At 64.3% G+C, this 17,853-nt stretch carries 17 protein-coding genes; 13 read left to right on the top strand and 4 right to left on the bottom strand.

From position 1 onward, the window contains the following. Position 1 precedes the first annotated feature (1 nt). The 4 genes from ACHMW7_RS27325 to deoA all read left to right on the top strand — a co-directional run bounded on the left by ACHMW7_RS27325 (position 2) and on the right by deoA (position 3,722). Positions 2-973 (top strand): ABC transporter permease, encoded by a 972-nt coding sequence (locus ACHMW7_RS27325; protein ID WP_395448505.1) that lies wholly within the window; start codon positions 2-4, stop codon positions 971-973. A 2-nt stretch (positions 974-975) separates the two neighbouring features. Next, positions 976-1,368 (top strand): cytidine deaminase, encoded by a 393-nt coding sequence (gene cdd, locus ACHMW7_RS27320; RefSeq protein WP_395448504.1) that lies wholly within the window; start codon positions 976-978, stop codon positions 1,366-1,368. Continuing rightward, positions 1,365-2,171: a purine-nucleoside phosphorylase gene (locus tag ACHMW7_RS27315; protein ID WP_395448503.1), complete on the top strand. Its 807-nt coding sequence runs from the start codon at positions 1,365-1,367 to the stop codon at positions 2,169-2,171. Before cdd ends, ACHMW7_RS27315 begins: the two co-directional genes overlap by 4 nt. 231 nt (positions 2,172-2,402) lie before the next feature. Further along, positions 2,403-3,722: a thymidine phosphorylase gene (gene deoA / locus ACHMW7_RS27310; RefSeq protein ID WP_395448502.1), complete on the top strand. Its 1,320-nt coding sequence runs from the start codon at positions 2,403-2,405 to the stop codon at positions 3,720-3,722. A gap of 33 nt (positions 3,723-3,755) precedes the next feature. Here deoA and ACHMW7_RS27305 read toward each other — a convergent pair whose 3' ends face one another. Beyond that, positions 3,756-4,970 carry an MFS transporter gene (locus tag ACHMW7_RS27305; protein WP_395448501.1) on the bottom strand — a complete coding sequence of 405 codons (1,215 nt, stop codon included), beginning with the start codon at positions 4,968-4,970 and terminating at the stop codon, positions 3,756-3,758. A gap of 70 nt (positions 4,971-5,040) precedes the next feature. Here ACHMW7_RS27305 and ACHMW7_RS27300 point away from each other — a divergent pair, with 70 nt between their 5' ends. Continuing rightward, positions 5,041-6,000 (top strand): AraC family transcriptional regulator, encoded by a 960-nt coding sequence (locus tag ACHMW7_RS27300; RefSeq protein ID WP_395448500.1) that lies wholly within the window; start codon positions 5,041-5,043, stop codon positions 5,998-6,000. Between the two features lie 66 nt (positions 6,001-6,066). On the opposite strand, the gene ACHMW7_RS27295 is transcribed toward ACHMW7_RS27300, so the two are convergent. From ACHMW7_RS27295 to ACHMW7_RS27285, 3 genes are all read right to left on the bottom strand, one after another. After that, entirely contained in the window at positions 6,067-6,609 is a 543-nt protein-coding gene (locus ACHMW7_RS27295) for a TIGR02281 family clan AA aspartic protease (RefSeq protein WP_395448499.1), read from the bottom strand. A 100-nt stretch (positions 6,610-6,709) separates the two neighbouring features. Continuing rightward, a complete protein-coding gene (gene upp / locus ACHMW7_RS27290) occupies positions 6,710-7,336 on the bottom strand; it encodes a uracil phosphoribosyltransferase (protein WP_109575914.1) in 627 nt (208 codons plus the stop codon). A 102-nt stretch (positions 7,337-7,438) separates the two neighbouring features. Continuing rightward, positions 7,439-8,413 (bottom strand): adenosine deaminase, encoded by a 975-nt coding sequence (locus ACHMW7_RS27285; RefSeq protein ID WP_395448498.1) that lies wholly within the window; start codon positions 8,411-8,413, stop codon positions 7,439-7,441. Positions 8,414-8,523: 110 nt separating this feature from the next. Here ACHMW7_RS27285 and ubiE point away from each other — a divergent pair, with 110 nt between their 5' ends. From ubiE to kdpC, 8 genes are all read left to right on the top strand, one after another. Next, positions 8,524-9,300, top strand: coding sequence for a bifunctional demethylmenaquinone methyltransferase/2-methoxy-6-polyprenyl-1,4-benzoquinol methylase UbiE (gene ubiE, locus ACHMW7_RS27280; protein WP_395448497.1), 777 nt, complete (start codon positions 8,524-8,526; stop codon positions 9,298-9,300). 13 nt (positions 9,301-9,313) lie between these two features. Beyond that, positions 9,314-10,888, top strand: coding sequence for a 2-polyprenylphenol 6-hydroxylase (ubiB, locus tag ACHMW7_RS27275; RefSeq protein ID WP_395448496.1), 1,575 nt, complete (start codon positions 9,314-9,316; stop codon positions 10,886-10,888). Between the two features lie 114 nt (positions 10,889-11,002). Further along, positions 11,003-12,220 (top strand): bifunctional phosphopantothenoylcysteine decarboxylase/phosphopantothenate--cysteine ligase CoaBC, encoded by a 1,218-nt coding sequence (gene coaBC, locus ACHMW7_RS27270; protein ID WP_395448495.1) that lies wholly within the window; start codon positions 11,003-11,005, stop codon positions 12,218-12,220. A 106-nt stretch (positions 12,221-12,326) separates the two neighbouring features. Further along, entirely contained in the window at positions 12,327-12,932 is a 606-nt protein-coding gene (gene gstA, locus ACHMW7_RS27265; protein ID WP_395448494.1) for a glutathione transferase GstA, read from the top strand. Between the two features lie 357 nt (positions 12,933-13,289). Further along, entirely contained in the window at positions 13,290-13,379 is a 90-nt protein-coding gene (gene kdpF, locus ACHMW7_RS27260; RefSeq protein WP_067954606.1) for a K(+)-transporting ATPase subunit F, read from the top strand. 31 nt (positions 13,380-13,410) lie between these two features. Continuing rightward, positions 13,411-15,114: a potassium-transporting ATPase subunit KdpA gene (gene kdpA, locus ACHMW7_RS27255; RefSeq protein WP_395448493.1), complete on the top strand. Its 1,704-nt coding sequence runs from the start codon at positions 13,411-13,413 to the stop codon at positions 15,112-15,114. Positions 15,115-15,151: 37 nt separating this feature from the next. Next, positions 15,152-17,224: a potassium-transporting ATPase subunit KdpB gene (gene kdpB, locus ACHMW7_RS27250; RefSeq protein ID WP_395448492.1), complete on the top strand. Its 2,073-nt coding sequence runs from the start codon at positions 15,152-15,154 to the stop codon at positions 17,222-17,224. Positions 17,225-17,236: 12 nt separating this feature from the next. After that, positions 17,237-17,806, top strand: a complete 570-nt coding sequence (gene kdpC, locus ACHMW7_RS27245) for a potassium-transporting ATPase subunit KdpC (protein ID WP_395448491.1) — start codon at positions 17,237-17,239, stop codon at positions 17,804-17,806. Positions 17,807-17,853: the final 47 nt, after the last annotated feature.

The following is a 17,853-nucleotide window of genomic DNA, read 5'->3' as shown; positions in this document are numbered from 1 at the left end:
AATGGAATTCGTAGACACGCTCATCAACATCCTGAACTCGACGATCCGCGTTTCGGTGCCGCTTTTGCTCGCCTGCCTGGCCGGCCTCTATTCGGAACGCGCCGGCGTCTTCGACATCGGGCTTGAAGGCAAGATGCTGGCCGGCGCTTTCGCCGGTGCCGCGGCCGCGGCCGTCTTCGCCTCGGCCTGGATCGGCCTGCTTGTCGCCATCCTGGTTTCGGTCGGCATGGCGCTGGTCCATGGCTTCGCCTCGATCACCCATCGCGGCAACCAGATCGTGTCGGGCGTCGCGATCAACTTCATCGCTGCCGGCTCGACCATCATCCTCGGCCAGGCCTGGTTCCAGCAGGGCGGGCGTACGCCGTCGCTGCCGCCGGAAGCCCGCTTCGGCGAGATCAAGCTGCCCGGCGCCGATGCGCTGCGCGACGTGCCCGTCATCGGCCAGCTCTATTCTGGCCTGCTGTCGGGCCACTCGCTTTTGACCTATGTCGCCTTCCTCGCCGTGCCGTTCACCTGGTGGGTGCTGTTCCGCACCCGCTTTGGCCTGCGCCTGCGCGCCGTCGGCGAAAACCCGGCTGCCGTAGACACCGCCGGCATCTCGGTTGCCTGGCTGCGCTATCGTGCCGTCATCTGCACCGGCATCCTCACCGGCTTGGCGGGCTCCTATATGGCGCTCGCCCAGAACGCCGGCTTCGTCAAGGACATGACCGCCGGACGCGGCTACATCGCGCTCGCAGCCCTGATCTTCGCCAAATGGAAGCCGGTGCCGGCGATGTTCGCCTGCTTGCTGTTCGGTTTCCTCGACGCGCTGTCGATCCGCCTGCAGGGCACACCACTGCCGATCATCGGCAAGGTGCCGGTGCAGCTGATGCAGGCACTGCCTTACATCCTCACCGTCATCCTGCTCGCCGGCTTCATCGGCAAGGCCATCCCGCCACGTGCCGGTGGCGTGCCTTATGTGAAGGAGCGGTAATTTTGTCCCACGATCTCTTCCAGGCGGCGACCGCCGCAATGGCCAAGGCCTACGCGCCCTATTCGAAGTTCCCGGTCGGCGCTGCGCTGCGTACCGAGGATGGCCGCGTGTTCTCAGGCGCCAACATCGAGGTCGCCTCCTATCCCGAGGGCTGGTGCGCCGAGACCACAGCCCTTGGCCATTACATCATGGCCGGCGGTGGCAAGATCACCGAGATCGCGGTCGTCGCCGAGCGCATGGCCCGCATCACACCCTGCGGCGGCTGCCGCCAGCGCCTTGCCGAATTCACCAGCCCGGATACCAAGCTGTATCTCTGCGACGATGCCGGCATTGTTGAAACGGTGACCATGGGGCAGATGCTGCCCTACGGTTTTGAAGGCGAGATCCTGAAATGAAGGAAGCCGTCGATCGTCTCGTCGAACAGCTCGGCGGTCTCGCCCCGGCGACCGCCATGGTGCTGGGCTCCGGCCTCGGTGGCCTCGTCGACGAGGTCGAAAACGCCGTCCGCATTCCTTATGCCGCCTTGCCCGGCTTCCCCAGGAGCGGCGTTACCGGTCATGCCGGCGAGCTTGTCGCTGGCCTCTTCGGTGGCCAGCCCGTCATCATGATGGCCGGCCGCGCCCACTATTACGAGCACGGCGACGCATCGGTGATGCGTCCGGCGCTGGAAACACTGGCCGGCATCGGCATAACCCAGCTGGTGCTGACCAATGCCGCCGGCTCCGTCGATCCCGAGATGCTGCCCGGCTCGATCATGCTGATCGAGGACCACATCAATTTCGCCGGCACCAATCCCTTGTTCGGCGAGCCGACCGACCGTCGCTTCGTCGGCATGACCGAGGCCTATGACGCACGCCTGCGCAGCGCGTTCGAGGCTGCTGCAGATGCCGCCGGCATCGATCTGCACAAAGGCGTCTACATGTGGTTTTCCGGCCCGTCCTTCGAAACCCCGGCCGAAATCCGCATGGCCCGCATGTTCGGCGCCAATGCGGTCGGCATGTCGACGGTGCCCGAAGCGATCATCGCCCGTTTCCTCGGCCTCAAGGTGCTTGCCTGTTCTGTCATCACCAACCTTGCCGCTGGCATGACCGGGGCCGAACTGTCGCATCGCGAGACCAAGGACATGGCGCCCATCGGCGGCGGTCGCCTCGCCACGGTGCTGCGCAAGATGTTCGAAAAGGGCGGGCTGAATGGGTGAGGTTTAGGCCGGAGTGAGCATGGAGCTTTCTCGCGCCCCCCTCTGGCCTGCCGGCCATCTCCCCCTCAAGGGGGGAGATCAACCATCACATCGACTTTCGCAAATCGTCCACGCTGCAGAACGGGTGCGAGCCTCAAAGCTGCTGATCTCCCCCCTCGAGGCGGAGATGGCCGGCAGGCCAGAGGGGGGCAACATCGAGTGCCAACCTTCACAGATTTCGGGCGCACTCTGATGCTCCCCCAGGAAATCATCCGCCACAAGCGCGACGGCAAGACGCTCAGCGCCGACCAGATCGCAGCCTTCGTCCAGGGCATCGCCACTGATACCGTCTCCGAGGGTCAGATCGCCGCTTTCGGCATGGCAGTGTTCTTCAACGGCATGAGCCGCGACGAGGCCGTGGCGCTGACGCTGGCCATGCGAGATTCCGGCGACGTGCTCGACTGGTCGGACCTGCCTGGCCCGGTCACCGACAAGCATTCCACCGGCGGTGTCGGCGACAATGTCTCGCTGATGCTCGCCCCTATCGTCGCTGCCTGCGGCGCCTATGTGCCGATGATCTCGGGGCGTGGCCTTGGCCATACCGGCGGCACGCTCGACAAGATGGATTCGATCCCGGGCTACGCCAGCCAGCCCGATCTTGCCCTGTTCAGGCGCACGGTGCGCGAAGCCGGCTGCGCCATCATCGGCCAGACATCAGATCTCGCCCCTGCCGACAAGCGTTTCTACGGCGTGCGCGACGTCACCGCGACGGTCGAATCGGTACCGCTGATCACCGCCTCGATCCTGTCGAAGAAGCTCGCCGCCGGGCTCCAGTCGCTGGTGCTCGACGTCAAGATCGGCAACGGCGCCTTCATGGAAAAGGCCCGCGACGCCGCAGCCCTTGCCACCAGCCTCGTCGAAGTCGCCAATGGCGCCGGGCTCAGGACCACAGCGCTGATCACCGGCATGAACGAGCCGCTGGCCTCCGCCGCCGGCAATGCCGTCGAGGTCACCAACGCGGTCGATTTCCTCACCGGTCGCTTTCGCGATCCGCGTCTTGAGCAGGTGACGCTGGCGCTCGCTGCCGAGATGCTGGTCTCGGCAGGAATCGCTGCGTCCAACCAGCAGGCATTTCGTTTGGCGCGTGCCGCGTTGGACGATGGCCGTGCCGCCGAGATCTTCGGCCGGATGAGCACTGCGCTGGGTGGCCCCAAGGGTTTCGTGTCGAAACCAGAAAAATATCTGCCCAGGGCGGATGTCGAGCTTGCCGTAAAGGCTAAGCGTAACGGCTTCGTCACGGGCGTCGCAACGCGCGACATCGGCCTGGCCGTCGTCGCCCTTGGTGGCGGGCGGACGCGACCGCAAGACAAGGTCGACCATGCCGTCGGCATCACCAGGCTGCTGCCTGTCGCCACGGAAGTTCGGGCGGGCGAGCCGCTGGCGCTGGTTCATGCCCGCAACGCTTCGGATGCCGAGGCCGCAGCGGCCGCGGTACAGGCCGCCTACAGTGTCGGTGAGGCCAAACCCGTGGCAGCCAAGGCTGTCATCAGGCGCATTTTGCCGCGCGGCTAGGCCAGCCGCGCGGCAAGGCTTCGATAAAGCCGGTTATGCCGGCCGCTTCGGGCCGAGCAGGAAGACGGCAAGTGCTGCGAGCAAGGTCGCTACGGCGCTGTAGCCGAAGGCGCTGGCAACGCCTGAATTGTCGACCAGCAGGCCGCCGAAAACCGCGCCGAGCGCAATCGCCACCTGGAAGGTCGCGACCAACAATCCGCCGGCACTTTCCGCCTGGTCGGGAGCGGCGCGCACCATCCACGTCTGCACGCCGACCGGAACCGCGCCGAAGGCAAAGCCCCAGGCCGCAACGGCAATTGCGGAAACAGTCGCCGACGAACCCTGCAGCAGCAGCGCGGCAGCGGCGATTGCAATCAGCAGCGGAGCCAGCGCGACGGCTGCCTTGAGGCTACGCTCGGCGAGGAAGCCGCCGGCGAAATTGCCGAAGAAGCCGCCAATGCCGAAGGCCAGCAGCACCAGCGAGACGTTTTCGATGGTGAGCACGGGAACCTGTTCCAGGAAGGCCCTGACATAGGTGAAGCCGGCGAAATGCCCGGACGCCGTCAGCAGGACGACGAGCAGCACGACCCGGACCATCGGGTTCCTGGACACATCAACCAGGCCGCGGAAGCTGGACACGCTCACCGGCGGCAGCTTGGGCAGGGTGGCGAACTGGACGATCAGCGTCGCAACCCCGACTGCGGCGGCGAGCATGAAGGCAGTGCGCCATCCCCAGATTTCGCTGACATAGGCGCCGATCGGTGCGGCGCAGACGGTGGCTACGGAAACGCCGGTGAGGATGATCGACATGGCGCGCGGGAAGACGTCGCTCGGCACCAGCCGCATCGCGAGGGCTGCCGACATCGACCAGAACCCGCCGAGCGCTATGCCCAGCAGGACACGCGCAAACAGCAGCGAGGGCAGCGACCAGGCGGTCGCTGCAAGCACGCTTGAGACAATCAGCAAGAGCGTCAGGCCCAGCATGACGTGCCGGCGGTCGATGCGCTTGGTGATGATCGACATTGTGGGGGCGGCGATCGCGCCGACGACTGCCGTCGCCGTCACCGCCTGTCCGGCCGTGCCTTCGGTGATGCCGAGATCCTGCGCCAGCGGCGTCAGCAGGCTGGCCGGCAGGAATTCGGCGGTGACCAGTCCAAACACGCCGAGCGCCAGGGAGACGACCGCTCCCCATGCCGGATCGGTTCGTTCCTTGGGCGTCACGGAATCGAGCAGAGCGCCGTCCAACACTGCGGTTGCGGGTTCGGTCATGAGAAGTCTCCGATTGAATGCATGCAAGATGGGAGTGGCCAATTGGCGTTTCCATGCTAGAAACCCCACCATGAATGCCCATTCGTCCAAACTTCCCATTGCCAGCGATCCGCTGACCGACATTCTGCGTGGCCTGCGCCTCGAAGGCGTCGAGTATGGTCGCTGGGAACTGAAGGAGCCGTGGAACATCGAGTTCCCGGCCCAGGCCACGGCGCGTTTCTATTTCGTCGGCCAGAAAGCCTGCTGGCTGCGCCAGCCCAGCGGTGAATGGGTGGAGCTCAGATGTGGCGATGCCGTGCTTTTGCCGCGCGGCGTTGCCCATGCGCTGGCCAGCGAGCCAGGCGCCAAGTCGTCGCCGATCAACGGCTACGAGATCAAGCAAATCTGCGAGAAGGTCTTTTGCCTGTCGACCGAGGGCTGCAAGCCGGGCACGCTGCTGTTCTGCGGCAGCATGTATTTCAACCTTGACGGTCTGCACCCGCTGCTCGGCATGATGCCCGACGTCATGCGCACCACCGAGCTCGAGGCTTATGATCCTGGCATCACGCACCTGCTTGAGACCATGGCGCGCGAGGTCAAGCTCGAGCGCGTCGGCTCCGCCGGCATCGTCGCGCGCCTCGCCGATGTGCTTGCCGCCATCATCATCCGTTCATGGGTCGAACGCGGCTGCGGCGATTCGAGTGGCTGGATCGCCGCGGTCAGGGATCCCAAGATCGGCAAGGTGCTGGCCGCGATCCATCTCGAGCCAAGCCGCGACTGGACTGTCGAGGCGCTGGCCCGGATGATGGGCGCCTCGCGCTCGGGTTTCGCCGACCGCTTTGCGGTCATCGTCGGTGAAACGCCGGCGCGCTATGTCACCCAGGTCAGGATGCATCAGGCAAGGCAATGGCTCGTCCGCGACCGCTTGCGCATTTCGGTCGTCGCGTCCCGGCTTGGCTACGATTCGGAAGCCGCCTTCAGTCGCGCCTTCAAACGCGTCATCGGCCAGCCGCCTGGCCACTTCAGGGCAGGGGATCATGCGAGAGGCTAAAGCATGATCCCGAAAAGTGGGAACCGGTTTTCGGATAAGATCATGCTTCAATGAAAGCTCAAGCGCTTACTGCACCAGCAGCAGCGCGCCGTTTTCGACCTGGTATTTCTTCAGCCGCGACAGGAAGCTCATGCCGATCAGCGTGCCGTCGAGCGCCTTGTCTTCGAGCACCACCACTGGCACGTCGTCGACGCTGATCCGGCCGATCTGCAGCCTGTCGATGCGGGCAAGTGCTGCGCGCGCGGGACCGTTGGCGGTGTTGACCTGCTGCGTGAAGTCAGCGGCCGCAACCTTTATGCCTGCCCGCCGCGCGGTCGAGATGTTGATCGCCACGAGTGTCGCACCCGTGTCGACCAGGGCGTCGACCGAGCGGCCGTTGATCTTGAAGCTTGCTGTGAAGTGGCCGCGCATGTCGGCGTCGATTGTCACGCGTCGACCCGCGGTGGAGGCAGTGGCGGCGCTGACCTCGATCGGCCGGGGTGCGGGCACTGTGTCGCCAGTCGCCATCTGCACCAGTGCCTTGAACTTTTCGCCGTCCTTGTCCCAAAGCATCGGCACCGACGCGGATGCACCGGCGCAGACGCCGAATATGATGAGTTTACGCAGCATGTGACGCCCTGAATTGAGGCGTCACCCTAGGCCAGACAAGGTGATCGCGGCTTTAACGCGGCCATCCCAATGTCAAAGGCGGTAAACCGTGGGTTAAGGCCTATTTGGTGCCGTACATGCGGTCGCCGGCGTCGCCGAGGCCCGGGATGATGTAGCCCTTCTCGTTGAGCTCGCGGTCGATCGAGGCGGTAAACACCGGCACGTCGGGATGTGCCTTGGTGAAGCGCTCGATGCCTTCGGGCGAAGCCAAAAGGCAGAGAAAGCGCAGATTGGTGGCGCCACGGCCCTTCAGCTTGTCGATGGCGGCGATAGCCGAATTGGCGGTTGCCAGCATCGGGTCGACGACGATCACCAGACGGTCGCCGAGGTCGCTCGGCGCCTTGAAGAAATACTCGACCGCTTCCAGCGTCTCGTGGTCGCGATAGAGCCCGACATGGGCGACGCGTGCCGCCGGCACCAGGTCGAGCAGGCCTTCCAGCAGGCCGTTGCCGGCGCGCAGCACCGAAGCAAACACCAGCTTCTTGCCTTCCAGCGTCGGCGCTTCCATCGTCTCGATCGGCGTTTCGATCATCTTGGTGGTCAGTTCGAGGTCGCGGGTCACCTCATAGCCGAGCAAAAGCGAGATCTCGCGCAGCAGGCGGCGGAAGCCGGCCGTCGAGGTTTCCTTGTCGCGCATGATGGTCAGCTTGTGCTGCACAAGCGGATGGTCGACGACGGTCACGGTCATGGCTTACGCTCCTGGAACTCGGATAATTCAGGCCATACTATCGGCTGGCGCGCCGTCGACCAATGTCGCGCCGGCCTTGAACCACAGTTTTGTCGGCCAATTTCAGCGTTTATGGCCGTCGAGACGGGCAAGCAGGGCAGCTTTGGTCTTCTTGTCGACGAAAGCGGCCTCGATCGCCGTCCGCGTCGTTGCCAGCAGTGCCTTGTCGTCCATGCCGAAATGCTCCGACGCAATGTCGTATTCGCGCTTCAGCGTCGTCCAGAAATAGGGCGGATCGTCCGAGTTCAGCGTCACCTTGCAGCCGGCGTCGCGCAATTTCGCGAACGGGTGGTCGGCAAAGCTGTCGAATACCTTCAGTGCGATGTTCGACCCCGGGCAGATCTCGAGCACCACGCCCTCGTCGGCGATGCGCTTGACCAGGTCGGGGTTTTCGATGGCACGCACGCCATGGCCGATACGCGACGGCTTGATGTGGTCGAGCGCCAGCGCCACGCTCTCCCAGCCCATCAGCTCGCCGGCATGGATGGTGATGCCGAGCCCGGCCTCGCGGGCGATCTCGAAGGCGCGCACATAATCCTCGAACTCGCCCATGCGCTCGTCGCCGGCAACGCCGAAGCCGGTCACCAGCGGATGATTGCACTTGGCGGCGAAGCGCGCCGCCGCCTCGATTGATTCGACGCCGACATGGCGCACGCCGGTGACGATCATGCGGCCTTCGATGCCGGTCTTGGCCTTGGCTCGCTCCATGCCTTCGCCGAGCGCGTCGGTGTAGGCCTTGGGCGACAGTCCGGCCTTGATGGCATGATCGGGAGAGGTGAACACCTCGGAATAGATGGCGCCGTCGCGGGCGAGGCTGGTCAGATAGTGTTCGGACAGCCGGGCATAGTCCTCTTCGGTGCGGAAAAGGTCGGCGGCGAAGTCGTAGGCTGCAAGGAACGAGGTGAAATCGTTCCACACGAAGGAGCCGTTCTGGATGAAGGGTGAGACGTCCTTGCCGTATTTCTGCGCCTGACGGATGACGAGTTCGGGTGCCGCCGCGCCTTCTATGTGGCAGTGCAGCTCGGCTTTCAAAGGCATTCGTTGTTCCTTGTCTTGTCGGCGCGGGCGCGGCCTAAAACCGCGCCTCAAACAATAGCGCCCGCTGGTGTGATCGGCTATGGTCCCGCCGGATTTGATTGGACAACAAAATGTCAGAACAACGGACGACAGCTGTCGGCGGCATGGAAACTTCATACGGTTTCCGCAATGTCGGCGCGGGCGACAAGCAGGGCCTCGTCAATGAGGTCTTCCACAAGGTTGCCAATCGCTACGACATGATGAACGACCTGATGTCGGGCGGGCTGCACCGTGTGTGGAAAGACGCCATGGTTGCCTGGCTCAATCCGCCGAAGCGTCCGGGCTGGAAGGTGCTCGATGTTGCCGGCGGCACCGGCGACGTTGCTTTCCGCATCATCGATGCCTCGCATGGCAACGCGCATGCCACCGTGCTCGACATCAACGGCTCGATGCTTGGCGTCGGCCGTGAGCGGGCTGAAAAGCGCGGCCTTGCCGACAAGACCGACTTCGTCGAGGCCAATGCCGAGGAACTGCCCTTCGCCGACGAGACCTTCGACGCCTATACGATCGCCTTCGGCATCCGTAACGTGCCGCGCATCGACGTGGCGCTGTCGGAAGCCTACCGCGTGCTGAAGCCGGGCGGGCGCCTGCTTTGCCTCGAATTCTCCGAGGTCGACATGCCGCTGCTCGACCGCGTCTACGAAGCCTGGTCGTTCAACGCCATCCCGCGCATCGGCCAGGCTGTGACAGGCGACGGCGAGCCTTATGCCTATCTCGTCGAATCGATCCGCAAGTTCCCCAACCAGCAGAACTTTGCCGCGATGATCACGCGCGCCGGCTTCGACCGCGTCACCTTCCGCAATTACACTGGCGGCATCGCGGCCCTTCACTCGGGCTGGAAGCTTTGACGGACGGCGCGCGATGAGCAGTCTCGGGGCGTCTTTCCGGCTCGCGCGCGCGGGCTGGGTCCTGGTGCGCGAGGGTGTGGTCGCGGCCTTGCCGGGCGATCAGCTGACCGGCATGCCGAAATTCGGCTGGCGTGTCGCCAAGCTGTTCACCCGCCGCCGCGCCCGCAAAAGCGTGCGCAGCGATCGCTTGGCCAATGCAGTGGCGCGCCTCGGCCCCTCTTACGTCAAGCTTGGCCAGTTCCTGGCAACGCGTCCCGACGTCGTTGGCGACGACATCGCGCTCGACCTGGCATTGCTCCAGGACAGCATGGCGACCTTCCCGATGTCGGAAGCTGTCGAGGCCATCGAAGGTTCGCTCGGCCGCAAGGTTTCCGATCTCTATCTCAACATCGATGCGCCGATCGCCGCTGCCTCGATCGCCCAGGTCCATCCGGCCGAGGTCGACACGCCTGATGGGCCGCGCAAGGTCGCCGTCAAGGTCATCCGCCCCGGCGTGCGCCGCCGCTTCTTCCAGGATCTCGAAAGCTACTTCCTCGCCGCCCGGCTGCAGGAGCGTTTCGTCCCGTCGAGCCGCCGGCTGCGCCCGGTCGAGATCACCGAGACGATGGCCCAGACCACCAAGATCGAGATGGATTTTCGCCTCGAGGCGGCTGCCTATTCCGAGCTTGGCGAGAATACCAAGGATGATCCCGGTTTTCGCGTGCCGACAGTCGACTGGGAGCGCACCGGCCGCGACGTGCTCACCATGGAGTGGATCGACGGCGTCAAGCTCAACGACATCGAAGGACTTCGCGCCGGCGGCTACGATCTCAAGGCGATTGCCGCGACGCTGGTTCAGTCGTTCCTGCGGCATACGCTGCGCGACGGCTTCTTCCATGCCGACATGCACCCCGGCAACATGTTCGTCGACGCCAAGGGCGACATCGTTGCCGTCGATCTTGGTATTTCCGGTCGCCTCGGCAAGAAGGAGCAGCGCTTCCTCGCCGAGATCCTCTACGGCTTCATCACCCGCAACTACATGCGTGTCGCCGAAGTGCATTTCGAGGCTGGCTACGTGCCGCGTCATCACAATGTCGCGGCCTTCGCCCAGGCGATCCGCGCCATCGGCGAGCCGATCCACGGCCAACCAGCCGAGACAATCTCGATGGCCAAGCTTCTGACTTTGCTGTTCGAGGTCACCGAACTGTTCGATATGGAGACACGGCCCGAACTGGTGCTGCTGCAAAAGACAATGGTCGTGGTCGAGGGCGTTGCTCGCACGCTCGATCCGGCCTTCAACATGTGGAAGACCGCCGAGCCGGTGGTCGGCCACTGGATCGCGGGCAATCTTGGCCCGCAAGGCCTGCTCATCGACGCCCGCGACGGGTTTGGCGCGCTGATGTCGCTTGTCCGCCAAGCCCCGGATTTCGCCGCCCGCACCGAACGCCTGTCGCGCCAGATCGACGCCATGGCCGAAAACGGCCTGCGCTTCGATGCCGAGACCGCCAAGGCCATCGGAAAGGCCGAGGCGCGCTATAACCGCTCCGGCCGTGTCGCCCTCTGGGTCATTGCGGCGACGCTGGTGTTCCTCGCCTGGCAGATTGTCTGACACGATATCAATGACAGTATTGCCAGCTGTCATTGAAAGCCGGACTTTCATCGCTTATTCCATACCGACATCGAGCCGGCGCTCAAGCCGGCCTGACGAGACGGCGGACCTGGCATGATCCTTTCCGGCAAGCGCATCCTGCTCATCATCGGCGGCGGCATCGCGGCCTACAAGTCGCTCGACCTGATCCGGCGCCTGCGCGAACGCGGCGCGTCGGTGCGGGCGGTCATGACGTCGGCTGCGCAGGAGTTTGTCACGCCGCTGTCGGTCGGCGCGCTGACCGCCGATCATGTTTTCTCCGATCTCTTCGACCGTCAGGACGAGCACGACATCGGCCACATCAGGCTGTCACGGGAAGCCGATCTCCTGGTCGTTGCCCCTGCCACCGCCGACCTGATGGCCAAGCTCGCCAACGGCCACGCCAATGATCTCGCTTCGACGGTGCTGCTTGCCACCGACAAGAAGGTGCTGCTGGCGCCTGCAATGAACCCCAAGATGTGGTCGCATCCGGCAACCCGCCGCAACCGCGCGACGCTGGAAAGGGACGGCAGCCATTTCGTTGGCCCAAAGAGCGGCGAGATGGCTGAGAGCGGCGAGGCGGGCGAAGGCCGCATGGCCGAACCGCTGGAGATCGTTGCAGCCATCGAAGCACTGCTCGATGCCAGACCCAAGCCGCTGTCGGGCAAGAAGATCATCGTCACCTCAGGCCCGACGCACGAACCCATCGACCCGGTGCGCTATATCGCCAACCGCTCGTCGGGCAAGCAGGGCCATGCCATTGCCGCAGCCCTTGCCAAACTTGGCGCGGATGTCCGCCTCGTCTCCGGCCCGGTCACCATTGCCGACCCCGCTGACGTGAAGACCGTCCATGTCGAAAGCGCGCGTGAAATGCGCGATGCGGTCGAGCAGCTGCTGCCCGCCGATGCGGCGGTCTTCGTCGCCGCCGTCGCCGACTGGCGCACCGACAATGCCGCCGGCGAGAAGATCAAGAAAGTGGCGGGCGAGGGGCCGCCCGCGCTGCAGATGGTCGAAAACCCCGATATCCTCGCCGGCATCGGCCACCACAAACAGCGGCCCTGGCTGGTCGTCGGTTTTGCCGCCGAGACCCAGGACGTGCTCAAGAACGCCCAGGCCAAGCTGGCCAAGAAAGGTGCCGATTTCATCGTTGCCAACGATGTCAGTCACGATGGCGGCGTCATGGGCGGCGACCGCAACCGCGTCCGCATCGTCAGCAAAAGCGGCGTCGATGAATGGCCCGATCTTTCCAAGGAAGAGGTCGCCGAACGGTTGGCAAACCTCATCGCCGAGAAGCTGAAGACGGTCACCGTTTGAGCCACCGCCGTCCGGCATCGGCAACAGAGTGTTCACCGGATGGGTGCTTGGCCGCTCCACCCGCGCGTGCGAGGGGGAGGCATCAACATTCGGAGTCTCCCGCGAAATGAAGCTTTTCTACATGCCCGGCGCCTGTTCGCTGGCCCCGCATATCATTGCCAATGAAGTCGGTATCGACCTCGAGCTCGTCAGGGTCGACGGCAAGACCAAGACCACCGAAACCCAGCAGGACTTCCTCGCCACCAATCCCAACGGCTACGTGCCGGCTCTTGTCCTCGGCGATGGCGAGCTGATGACCGAATCCTCGGTCCTGGTCCAGTACCTCGCCGACCAGAAGCCCGAGAGCGGCCTGATGCCCAAGCCCGGCGACATGGCACGCTACCGTGTCCAGCAGTGGCTGGCCTTCGTCGCCACCGAACTGCACAAGGTCTTCGGTGCGTTCTTCAAGCCGAACACGCCCGAGGCGACCAAGGAGATCAACCGCGAGCTGCTCGCCAGGCGCCTTGCCTATGTCGACGGCAAGCTCGACGGCCGCGCCTACCTGATGGGCGACGCCTTCACTGCGGCCGACGCCTATCTCTGGACGATCCTCGGCTGGGCCAAGCATGTCGGCATCGACCTCAGCTCCTTCGCCAACATCCAGCGCTATCTCGGTACCGTGGCCGCCCGCCCGGCCGTGCAGAAGGCTCTGCGCGCCGAAGGCCTGGCCTGATCCGCTTGCCGCGTCTCTGACGCGGCAGTCCAAGCTCGCACGACAAACGGCCCTCAGGCATCCGCCTGAGGGCCGTTTTCTTTATGCAATTCCTATTTCTTTCCCTGCCCCGCTGTCTCGAACCTTAATGTGGTCCGGGGCCATATTCCGTTTCGAAATCCAGACCCGGCCAACGTCGTCAGCAATGCTGACGCCGTCGTTTGGCGCGTGGCCATGGTCTTTGTGCCCTCGGTGCAAGGTCTCAACGGAACAGGAGCTTTCGAAGATGGACATCTTCGTTCTCGCCATAGGCATCGTCTTCTTCGCCTTGTGTTTTGCCTACGTCAAAGCCTGCGACATCCTCTGAAGGAACGCCAAATGTTGCTCGAATACATACTCGGCGGCGCAGTGACCGTGTTCCTGCTCGCCTATCTGACCTACGCGCTCATCCGCCCCGAACGGTTCTGACCGTCCAGCGCTCGCACGGAAAGTTTCTCAAATGACCATCAATGGCTGGATACAGATCGCCGCATTCTGCGCGATCATCATTCTGCTCGTGAAGCCGCTCGGCGGCTACATGACCCGCGTCTTCAATGGCGAGCGCACGCTTTTGTCGCCCGTGCTCGGCCACGTCGAGCGCGTGCTCTACCGGCTTGCCGGCACCAGTGAACGCGAGGACCAGCATTGGACCGGCTATGCCGCCGCCATGCTGTCGTTCAACATCGCCGGCTTCCTGCTGCTCTACATGATGCAGCGGTTCCAGGGCTCGCTGCCCTTCAACCCGGCCGCCATGGCTGCCGTGCCGCCAGAGCTTTCCTTCAACACCGCCGTCAGCTTTGTCACCAACACCAACTGGCAGAACTACGGCGGCGAAAGCACGATGTCCTATCTCGTGCAGATGGCTGGCCTGACGGTGCAGAACTTCGTTTCTGCCGCCACCGGCATTGCCGTCGGCATGGCGCTGATCCGCGGCTTCGCCCGCGCCTCGGGCAAGTCGATCGGCAATTTCTGGGTCGACCTGACCCGCTCCACGCTTTACGTTCTGCTGCCGCTGTGCGTCGTGCTGACGCTCGCCTATGTCTGGCTTGGCGTGCCGCAGACGATCGGCTCCTACGTGGCCGCGACCACCGTCGAGGGCGCCCAGCAGACCATCGCGGTTGGCCCCGTCGCCTCGCAGCTGGCCATCAAGATGCTCGGCACCAATGGCGGCGGCTTCTTCAACGCCAACTCGGCGCACCCGTTCGAAAACCCCGATGCCATCGCCAATTTCATCCAGATGGTCTCGATCTTCGCACTCGGCGCAGCACTCACCAACGTCTTCGGCCGCATGGTCGGCAACCAGCGCCAGGGCTGGGCGATCCTCGCCACCATGGGCATCCTGTTTGTCGCCGGCGTCGCTGTCACCTACTGGGCCGAGGCTGCCGGCAACCCGATCGTCCATGCGCTCGGCATCGACGGCGGCAACATGGAAGGCAAGGAAGTGCGCTTCGGCATCGTCTTGTCGTCGCTCTTCGCCGTCATCACCACCGCCGCCTCCTGCGGCGCGGTCAATGCCATGCATGGCTCGTTCACCGCATTGGGCGGCCTCATCCCGCTGATCAACATGGAACTCGGCGAAGTCATCGTCGGCGGTGTCGGCGCAGGTTTCTACGGCATCCTGATGTTCGTGGTCATCGCCATCTTCGTCGCCGGCCTGATGGTCGGGCGCACGCCCGAATATCTCGGCAAGAAGATCGAGGCCAAGGAGATCAAGATGGCGGTGCTCGCCATCCTTTGCCTGCCGCTCGCCATGCTCGGCTTCACTGCGATTGCGGTGCTGATCCCGAGTGCCGTCGCCTCGGTCGGCACATCAGGTCCGCACGGCTTCTCCGAGATCCTCTACGCCTACACCTCGGGAGCGGCCAACAATGGCTCGGCCTTTGGCGGTCTCACCGGCAATACGCCCTGGTACAACATATCAATTGGTCTCGCCATGCTGATGGGCCGCTTCCTGGTCATCATCCCCGCACTCGCAATCGCCGGTTCGCTGGTGACGAAGAAGACGGTTCCCGCTTCCGCCGGCACTTTCCCGACCGACAGTCCGCTGTTCGTCGGCCTGCTTGCCGGCGTCATCCTGATCGTTGGCGGCCTGACCTTCTTCCCGGCGCTCGCCGTCGGCCCGATCGTCGAGCACCTCGCCATGATCGTTGGCCAGACCTTCTGACGCAGCGCCGCAAAACCAAGGAATTGGAGTCTCTCACATGAGTGCCCACAAATCTGCGAGCCTGCTCGACGCTCGCATCATTCTCCCCGCCATGGGCGACGCGTTCAAGAAGCTTGACCCGCGCAGCCTGGCCAAGAACCCGGTCATGTTCGTCGTCGCCGTCGTCACGGCACTGACCACGGTGCTGTTCGTCAAGGATCTGATATCAGGTGCGGACGGCCTCGGCTTCTCGTTCCAGATCATCCTGTGGCTGTGGTTCACCGTGCTGTTCGCCAACTTCGCCGAGGCCGTCGCCGAAGGCCGCGGCAAGGCCCAGGCCGACTCGCTGCGCAAGGCGCGTACCGAAACCCAGGCCAAGCTGCTCGAGGGCGAAAGCCGCACCACCTACAAGATGGTGCCGGGCACGGCGCTGAAGGTCGGCCAGATCGTTCTGGTCGAAGCCGGCGACATCATCCCTTCCGATGGTGAAGTCATTGAAGGTGTCGCTTCTGTCAACGAAGCCGCTATCACTGGTGAATCCGCTCCCGTCATTCGCGAGTCGGGCGGCGACCGTTCGGCTGTCACCGGCGGCACCCAGGTGCTGTCCGACTGGATCCGCGTCCGCATCACCGCTGCCGCTGGCTCGACCTTCCTCGACCGCATGATTTCGCTGGTCGAGGGCGCCGAGCGCCAGAAGACGCCGAACGAGATCGCGCTCAACATCCTGCTCGCCGGCATGACGCTGATCTTCGTGCTCGCCGTCGCCACCATCCCGAGCTTCGCCACCTATGCCGGCGGCTACATCCCGGTCATCGTCCTGGTCGCACTGTTCGTCACGCTGATCCCGACAACCATTGGCGCGCTTCTGTCGGCCATCGGCATCGCCGGCATGGACCGTCTTGTCCGCTTCAACGTGCTCGCCATGTCAGGCCGTGCCGTCGAGGCCGCCGGCGACGTCGACACGCTGCTGCTCGACAAGACCGGCACGATCACGCTCGGCAACCGCCAGGCGACCGAGTTCCGCCCGGTCAAGGGTGTCACCGAGCAGGAACTGGCTGACGCCGCCCAACTCGCCTCACTCGCCGACGAAACCCCGGAAGGCCGCTCGATCGTCGTTCTGGCCAAGGATCGCTACGGCATCCGTGCCCGCGACATGGGGTCGCTGCATGCGCACTTCGTGCCCTTCACCGCCCAGAGCCGGATGAGCGGCGTCGACTTCGACGGCTCCTCCATTCGCAAGGGCGCTGTCGACTCGGTGCTCAACTACGTCAAATCGAGTGCCGCCTCGGCCTCGGGCGCGCGTGTCGACACTGAAGCCGTTCGCGGCATCCAGGCGATCTCGGACGAGATCGCCAAGCTCGGCGGCACCCCGCTTGCTGTTGTCCGCGATGCCCGCCTGCTCGGCGTTATCTACCTCAAGGACATCGTCAAAGGCGGCATCAAGGAGCGCTTCACCGAGCTGCGCCGCATGGGCATCCGCACAGTGATGATCACCGGCGACAACCCGATGACGGCCGCTGCCATTGCCGCCGAGGCCGGCGTCGATGACTTCCTTGCCCAGGCGACACCTGAGAACAAGCTCAGCCTGATCCGCGAGGAGCAGGCCAAGGGCAAGCTGGTCGCCATGTGCGGCGACGGCACCAACGATGCCCCGGCCCTTGCCCAGGCTGACGTCGGCGTCGCCATGAACACCGGCACTGTCGCAGCGCGTGAGGCCGGCAACATGGTCGATCTCGACAGCGACCCGACCAAGCTCATCGAGATCGTCGAGATCGGCAAGCAGTTGCTGATGACGCGTGGCGCGCTCACGACCTTCTCGATCGCCAACGACATCGCCAAGTATTTCGCCATCATCCCGGCAATGTTCCTGGCCTTCTACCCGCAGCTCGGCGCACTCAACGTCATGGGTCTTGCGACCCCGCAGAGCGCCATCCTGTCGGCGATCATCTTCAACGCGCTGATCATCGTCGCGCTCATCCCACTGTCGCTGAAAGGCGTCAAATACCGGCCCATCGGTGCCGGTGCGCTGCTCCGCCGCAACCTGCTCGTCTACGGCCTTGGCGGCATCATCGTGCCCTTCATCGGCATCAAGTCCATCGACATGGCGATCAATGCCATCGGCCTCGTGTAAAGGACCTTCATCATGTTGAAGCAAATCAGACCTGCCCTCGTCATGATCGCGGCGCTCACCGTCATCACCGGCCTCATCTATCCGCTCGGCATGACCGGCATCGCGCAAGCGCTGTTCCCGCACCAGGCCAATGGCAGCCTGATCGTCAAGGACGGCACGGTGATCGGCTCCGAGCTGATCGGCCAGGCCTTCACCGGCGAGCGCTATTTCCACGGCCGTCCCTCGGCCGCCGGCGATGGCTACAACGCAGCCGCTTCCAGCGGCTCCAACCTCGGGCCGACCAGTGCCAAGCTGATCGACCGCATCAAGGCCGAAGCTGATACGCTGAAGCAGGCCAACCCTGGCGCGCCGGTTCCGATGGAACTGGTCACCGCCTCGGGCAGCGGCCTTGATCCACACCTTTCGCCCGAAGCCGCCTACTATCAGGTGGCGCGGGTGGCCAAGGCGCGTGGTGCCGACGAGGCCTTCATCCGCAAACTCGTCGACAGCCATGTCGAGGCGCGCGAACTCGGCTTCATGGGCGAGCCTGTCGTCAACGTGCTGAAGCTGAATTTGGCGCTCGACGCAGCGATAGCGCCCTGACAAGGTCGCGCCGGAGTTCCAGCATTGCAAGAACTCCGGCGCCTCAG

Source organism: Aminobacter sp. UC22_36, assembly GCF_044056035.1.
Lineage (GTDB): Bacteria > Pseudomonadota > Alphaproteobacteria > Rhizobiales > Rhizobiaceae > Aminobacter.
Note: the sequence above shows the minus strand (reverse complement) of the source record. Positions and strands in the feature narration are given on the sequence as shown.

What these genes read in the sequence shown, in the direction of transcription:
- ACHMW7_RS27325 (WP_395448505.1), top strand. Translation starts at nt 2, where the DNA reads ATGGAATTCGTAGACACGCTCATCAACATCCTGAACTCGACGATCCGC.
- ACHMW7_RS27315 (WP_395448503.1), top strand. Translation starts at nt 1,365, where the DNA reads ATGAAGGAAGCCGTCGATCGTCTCGTCGAACAGCTCGGCGGTCTCGCC.
- deoA (WP_395448502.1), top strand. Translation starts at nt 2,403, where the DNA reads ATGCTCCCCCAGGAAATCATCCGCCACAAGCGCGACGGCAAGACGCTC.
- ACHMW7_RS27305 (WP_395448501.1), bottom strand. Translation starts at nt 4,970, where the DNA reads ATGACCGAACCCGCAACCGCAGTGTTGGACGGCGCTCTGCTCGATTCC.
- ACHMW7_RS27300 (WP_395448500.1), top strand. Translation starts at nt 5,041, where the DNA reads ATGAATGCCCATTCGTCCAAACTTCCCATTGCCAGCGATCCGCTGACC.
- ACHMW7_RS27295 (WP_395448499.1), bottom strand. Translation starts at nt 6,609, where the DNA reads ATGCTGCGTAAACTCATCATATTCGGCGTCTGCGCCGGTGCATCCGCG.
- upp (WP_109575914.1), bottom strand. Translation starts at nt 7,336, where the DNA reads ATGACCGTGACCGTCGTCGACCATCCGCTTGTGCAGCACAAGCTGACC.
- ACHMW7_RS27285 (WP_395448498.1), bottom strand. Translation starts at nt 8,413, where the DNA reads ATGCCTTTGAAAGCCGAGCTGCACTGCCACATAGAAGGCGCGGCGGCA.
- ubiE (WP_395448497.1), top strand. Translation starts at nt 8,524, where the DNA reads ATGTCAGAACAACGGACGACAGCTGTCGGCGGCATGGAAACTTCATAC.
- ubiB (WP_395448496.1), top strand. Translation starts at nt 9,314, where the DNA reads ATGAGCAGTCTCGGGGCGTCTTTCCGGCTCGCGCGCGCGGGCTGGGTC.
- coaBC (WP_395448495.1), top strand. Translation starts at nt 11,003, where the DNA reads ATGATCCTTTCCGGCAAGCGCATCCTGCTCATCATCGGCGGCGGCATC.
- gstA (WP_395448494.1), top strand. Translation starts at nt 12,327, where the DNA reads ATGAAGCTTTTCTACATGCCCGGCGCCTGTTCGCTGGCCCCGCATATC.
- kdpF (WP_067954606.1), top strand. Translation starts at nt 13,290, where the DNA reads ATGTTGCTCGAATACATACTCGGCGGCGCAGTGACCGTGTTCCTGCTC.
- kdpA (WP_395448493.1), top strand. Translation starts at nt 13,411, where the DNA reads ATGACCATCAATGGCTGGATACAGATCGCCGCATTCTGCGCGATCATC.
- kdpB (WP_395448492.1), top strand. Translation starts at nt 15,152, where the DNA reads ATGAGTGCCCACAAATCTGCGAGCCTGCTCGACGCTCGCATCATTCTC.
- kdpC (WP_395448491.1), top strand. Translation starts at nt 17,237, where the DNA reads ATGTTGAAGCAAATCAGACCTGCCCTCGTCATGATCGCGGCGCTCACC.